The 4,960-nt window shown below is 74.3% G+C and carries 2 protein-coding genes and 1 tRNA gene; 1 reads left to right on the top strand and 2 read right to left on the bottom strand.

Annotation, left to right across the window (positions count from 1 at the left end; genetic code table 11):
* Positions 1-95 precede the first annotated feature (95 nt).
* Positions 96-167, top strand: a tRNA-Arg gene (locus tag ACW0Q9_RS29130).
* Between the two features lie 59 nt (positions 168-226).
* On the opposite strand, the gene ACW0Q9_RS29125 is transcribed toward ACW0Q9_RS29130, so the two are convergent.
* Positions 227-1,201 carry a helix-turn-helix domain-containing protein gene (locus ACW0Q9_RS29125; RefSeq protein WP_456186745.1) on the bottom strand — a complete coding sequence of 325 codons (975 nt, stop codon included), beginning with the start codon at positions 1,199-1,201 and terminating at the stop codon, positions 227-229.
* A 91-nt stretch (positions 1,202-1,292) separates the two neighbouring features.
* A complete protein-coding gene (locus ACW0Q9_RS29120; protein WP_456186743.1) occupies positions 1,293-4,946 on the bottom strand; it encodes a S8 family serine peptidase in 3,654 nt (1,217 codons plus the stop codon).
* Positions 4,947-4,960 lie beyond the last annotated feature (14 nt).

Below are 4,960 nucleotides of genomic sequence, written 5' to 3'. Positions count from 1 at the left end.
GTAGGCGCCGCCAACCTCATGATCAGCAGAAACACCGGCGTGGGTGCCGATTCGGTGATCCGGGAAGGCGTTTGCTACTCTTCTCGGGTCGCTGAGCCCCCGTAGCTCAGGGGATAGAGCACCGCCCTCCGGAGGCGGGGGCGCAGGTTCGAATCCTGCCGGGGGCACAGACATAAGAAGCCCGGGCCAGCGGCCCGGGCTTCTTCGCATCCTGCGGGCTCCCGCGTCAGGCCCAGCCGTTGCGGGCGGCGGCCCAGCCGAGCTGGACCCGGCTGTCGACCCCGGCCGCGGTCATCAGCTGGCGAATCCGGCGGTGCACCGTCCGCAGCGAGATCTCCAGCTGGGTGGCGACGGCCTGGTCGGTCTGGCCGGAGAGCAGCAGCGCCAGCACCTGCATGTGCTCGTCCTCCAGCTCGCCGCTGGACAGCTCGGTGACCTCGTCCGGCGCCGGGGCCGGCCGCAGCGGGTACGCCCGCTCCCACGCCGACTCGAAGAACGCGATCAACGCGGCGAGCAGCCCGCTCCGGTGCACCAGGATGGACGCCGGCGTGCCGTTGCCGTCGGCGTGCAGCGGCAGCATGGCGATCTCGCCGTCCACGATCATCATCTTGACCGGCACGGCGTCGACGATCCGGATCTCCTGGCCGAGCGCCATGCTGGCGCGGACGTCGGCCTGCATGTTGGGCGCGGTCAGCGCCCCCCGGTCGAGCAGGGCCCGGTAGCGGACGCCCCGCTTCATGCTGGCCCGCTCGGCGGTGTTCTCCCGGTGCGGGACGACCCGGAGGTTGGGCGGCACCATGGAGAGCACCTCGTGGCGCGCCGCCTCCTGGATCTGGAAGAAGCGGCGCCGGACGGTGTCGACGTCAGCGATCACCTCGACCACGCCCGGGGCCAGGTCGGCGGCGCGGTACTGCTCGGCGAGCGCGGCGACGTCGTACTCCGCCTGACGCAGGTCGTCCTGGCGCCGGCGGAGCAGGGCGTTGAGGGCGACGGCCGGTGGCGCCGGCACGAAGACCGGGTCGGGGCCCGGGTCGGGCACGCCTGCCAACCCCCGCTCGACGAGGCCCGCGAGGGCCGCCTCGACCTCGGTGGCCGGCCGGCCCGTGGCGGCGGCCAGTTCCGCGGCACGCGCGCGCCGGGACACCACCAGCTGCCGGTAGATCTCCTCCTCGACCGGGTCGAGTCCCAGCGGTGCCAGCATGCCTTGTCTTCTCTCGTGAATAGGTGTCCGGCGCGAACAGCGGGCGGCCCCGGGAGGGGGGTTCCCCGGGGCCGCCGCTCCTGGCGGTCCGCTACCGCGAACCGGGGGTGGCGAGGCCGTAGGCCCGGGTGATCTCCTGACTGACCCGGTTGCCGGCGTCGTCCCAGGCGGTGGCCCTGAGCGAGACGTAACCGGTGGCGGGGGCCACGAAGTCTGCCACCCAGGTCCCGCCGCGCCGGACCAGGGTCACGTCCCGCCAGTGGGCGCCGTCGTCGAACGACACGGCGAGCGTCGTACCGGCGATCTTCCCCGCGCCGGCGGCACCCGGCAGGTGGGACGGGGTGACGGTGAGCTGCTGCGGGCCCCCGCGGGCGTCGCCGGCCAGGTCGGTCGGGACCGCGTAGTCCACCTGGAGGAGCGCCACCACGTCGAGGTCGTCCTCGGTCTCGACGTGCGGGGAGAGCACCTCCCAGGTGGTGCGGGTACGCGGCGACAGCCGGTAGCCCGCGCGGCTCGCCGCCAGGTCGACCGTGTAGTGGCCGACGCCCTCCGGGTTGCCCTCGATGGTGGCCTGGGCCCAGCCGTCCACCTTCGCGATCTCGTCCCCGTCCCGCCGGACGGTGAGGGTGAGGTCGCTGCCCCACTGCATGAACCCGGCGTGGCCGGTGCCCCCGTCCGACCAGGGCTGGACGTTGAAGGTGAGCCAGCCCGCGTTCCGCTCGGAGGCGTAGAACGAGGCGTTGTCCCGGGGCCGGGTGACCGGCCCGAAGAAGTCGACCGTGCTGCTGGTGCCCGGCCGGTAGGCGCGCCGCTCCCCGACCGAGGCCAGCTCCATCTCCCGGCCGCCGACCGCGCCCTCCCGCCAGGTCGTGCCCGGCTGGGCGGAGACGTAGTCGGTCCGGGTGCGCCGCATGCCCTGCCAGAGCGGGAAGCCGGCCGCGTAGGTGCGGTAGGGACGGAAGTCCTCCCGGAACTCGCCCCCCATGGTCGGGGCGTCACCGTGGAACCGCATCTCCACCACCGCGAGGTCCTCCGGTCGGGGCCGGTACGCCAGATCGGCCGGGATCCCGCCCGGATGCGGGTCGACCAGGTCGTAGGTGTACGGCGAGCTGGGGGTGCCCTCGATCCCGAGCCGCAACCGCCCCCGGCGGGCCCGGTCCACGAGCGGAGCGCCGGTGGTGGACGTGACGGTGACGACCGGCACGCCGCTGAGCCGGCCCTCCTCGTCGCCCACCCACTGCGAGTACGGGTCCGGCGTGTCGTTGACCACGACCAGCAACTCGGCTCCCGCGGCCGCGGCCGCCGTCGCGCGCTCGGCGTTGCTCAGCTCGTCGGAGCGGTTCACCAGCACGACCCTGCCCCGCACGTCGCGGCCCGCGTAGTCCGCCGGCCGCCCGAGGCCGGCGAAGACGGCGTCGACCTGCTTGCGGCCCTCGTGGAGCGCCGAGCCCGGCTGGCCGAGGAAGCGCACCTCCCGACCCCGGTCGGTGATGGTGAGCAGCGGGTACGCCTTGCGCCAGCGGGTCTCGTACTCGAAGGCCCCCCGGGTGACCCGCTTCGTCGGCAGGACGTACATCGTGTCCTCCCACGGGGCCAGGATGTACTTGTCGTCGATGCCGTTGACCCCGTCCGACCGGTACCAGTCCATCATCAGGATCCGGTCCTCGGTCCGCTTCGGTACCGCGGCGGTGGCCTCCACCGCCTTCCGGGCGTCGAGGGTCACCGTCCGGTCGCGGTCCAGCACGATCTCCGGGTCGCCCAGCAGGGCCGTCCCCCGCGAGTCGGGGCCGCGGCTGCCGGGCACCGGGAGGTAGCTCCAGACGCTGTAGGTGCCGGGCCGCAGCCGCACCGTGGTGGGCCCGGTGTCGCTGCTGATCAGGAAGTAGGGTTCGGCCTCGCCGAAGCGCTGCACGGTGAGGAAGGCCGAGGCGTACCGGCCGGCGCGGTCCTTGATCGAGAAGGTGAGGTCGTGCCGCTCCTCCTCCAGGTAGAGGCCGAGCGTGGTGCGGGTGAGCGTCCCGCCCGCGCCCGTCGCGGTGACCTCGCCGAGGTAGCGGCGACCGGCGGCGCCCAGCTCCGGGTGGGCGGTCGCGGTGACCGAGGCCGTGCCGTGCGCGGGCACCACGAGCGTCTCCGTGGCCAGGGTGAAGACCCCCGGCGCCGGCTTCCCCTCGTCGGCGTGCGGGTCGGCGTCCATCGGCCCGCCGGCGATCTCGCCGGTCACCGACAGGTCGAGCGTCACCGCCGCGTCGCCCGTGTTGGTGTACGTGACGGTGCGGTCGATCGGCGCGAGGTCGTCGTGGGGCCAGCCCTGGAACCCGAAGTACGCCGAGCCGGTGGCGGTGACCGTGGCACCGAGCCCGGCCGGGATGTCGACCCGGCCCGCGCCCACCTGGTAGGCGGTCTGGCCGTCCAGCTTCTTCGCGGTGCTCATCAGCGCGTTCTTCAGCTCGGCGGCCCGCCAGTCCGGGTGCTGCTGGGCGAGGATCGCCGCGGCGCCCGCCACGTGGGGCGTCGCCATCGAGGTGCCGCTCATCGACTGGTACCAGCCGTCGGTCGCGGTGCCGCCCGCCTTCGGGGCGAGGATGTCCACGCCGGGAGCGGCGACGTCCGGCTTGAGGGCGTAGTCACCGAAGCGCGGCCCCCGGCTGGAGAAGTCGGCGAGCCGGTCCGCGGAGTCGACCGCGGCGACGGTGAGCGCGGCGTCCGCCGCACCCGGTGAGCTGATCACGCCCTCGGCGCCGGCGTTGCCGGCGGCCACCACGAACAGGGCGCCGGTCTGGGCGGTGAGCTGGTTGACGGCCGTGCTCAGCGGGTCGGTGCCGTCGGTGGACTGGTCGCCGCCGATGCTCATGCTGACCACCCGGGCGCCCTGGCCGGCCGCCCATTCCATGCCGGCGATCACCCAGGAGTCCGCGCCGTGGCCCTCGTCGGCCAGGATCTTGCCGACGATGAGGTCCGCCTTCGGGGCGACCCCCTTCTCCAGCCCGCCGGAGGCGGCGCCGCTGCCACCCACCGTCGAGGCGACATGGGTGCCGTGGCCGTTGCCGTCGTCGACGGACTCACCGGGTACGAAGCTCGCGCTCGCGCTGACCCGGCCGGCCAGGTCGGGGTGGTCGGCGTCGACCCCGGTGTCGAGGACGGCGACCTTCACGCCGGAACCGTCGCGCCCGGCCGCCCAGGCGGTCGGGGCGCCGATCTGCGCGGTGCTGTCGGCGAGATCGGCGTGGACCCTGCCGTCCAGCCAGATCCGGCTGATGCCGTCGGCCAGCGCCGGCGTCGGGTCGGCCGAGGCCGGGGTGGCGGTGGCGACGTCCGGGGTGACCGCGTCCCAGACCTGGCGGGCGTGGCGCTTGGTCGCCCGGACGGCCGCGCCGCGGACGCTCGCCAGCGGCCGGACCTTCGTCGTGCCGGCCGGCGCGGGACGCCGGGCGGACGCGGCATCGGCGTAGCTCACGATCAGCGGGATGCCGTCGGAGTGCTGGTCGTCGTAGCCGTCCTCGATCAGGCCGGTGACGTCGAAGAGACGCCGGTCGAGCCGCCCCGACGCGAGGTACGGGAGCACCTCGTCGGGGATGACGTAGAGGTCCTCGCCGATGGTCCGGGCGTGCACGCCGCCCCGAGCGCCCGTCGGGCGCCGGATGTCGGTCGAGTACCGGCCGGCGCCGGTCTCGCTGACGGTGACGACGTCACCCGTGATGAGGGTGACCGTGCGGGCCGGAGCCGGCCGGGAGTCGACGGACATCCCGGTGTGTTATA

This window comes from Micromonospora sp. I033 (assembly GCF_053890995.1).
The sequence above is the reverse complement of the archived record's forward strand: the minus strand, read 5'-3'. Positions and strand labels throughout refer to the sequence as shown.

What these genes read in the sequence shown, in the direction of transcription:
- ACW0Q9_RS29120 (WP_456186743.1), bottom strand. Translation starts at nt 4,946, where the DNA reads ATGTCCGTCGACTCCCGGCCGGCTCCGGCCCGCACGGTCACCCTCATC.
- ACW0Q9_RS29125 (WP_456186745.1), bottom strand. Translation starts at nt 1,201, where the DNA reads ATGCTGGCACCGCTGGGACTCGACCCGGTCGAGGAGGAGATCTACCGG.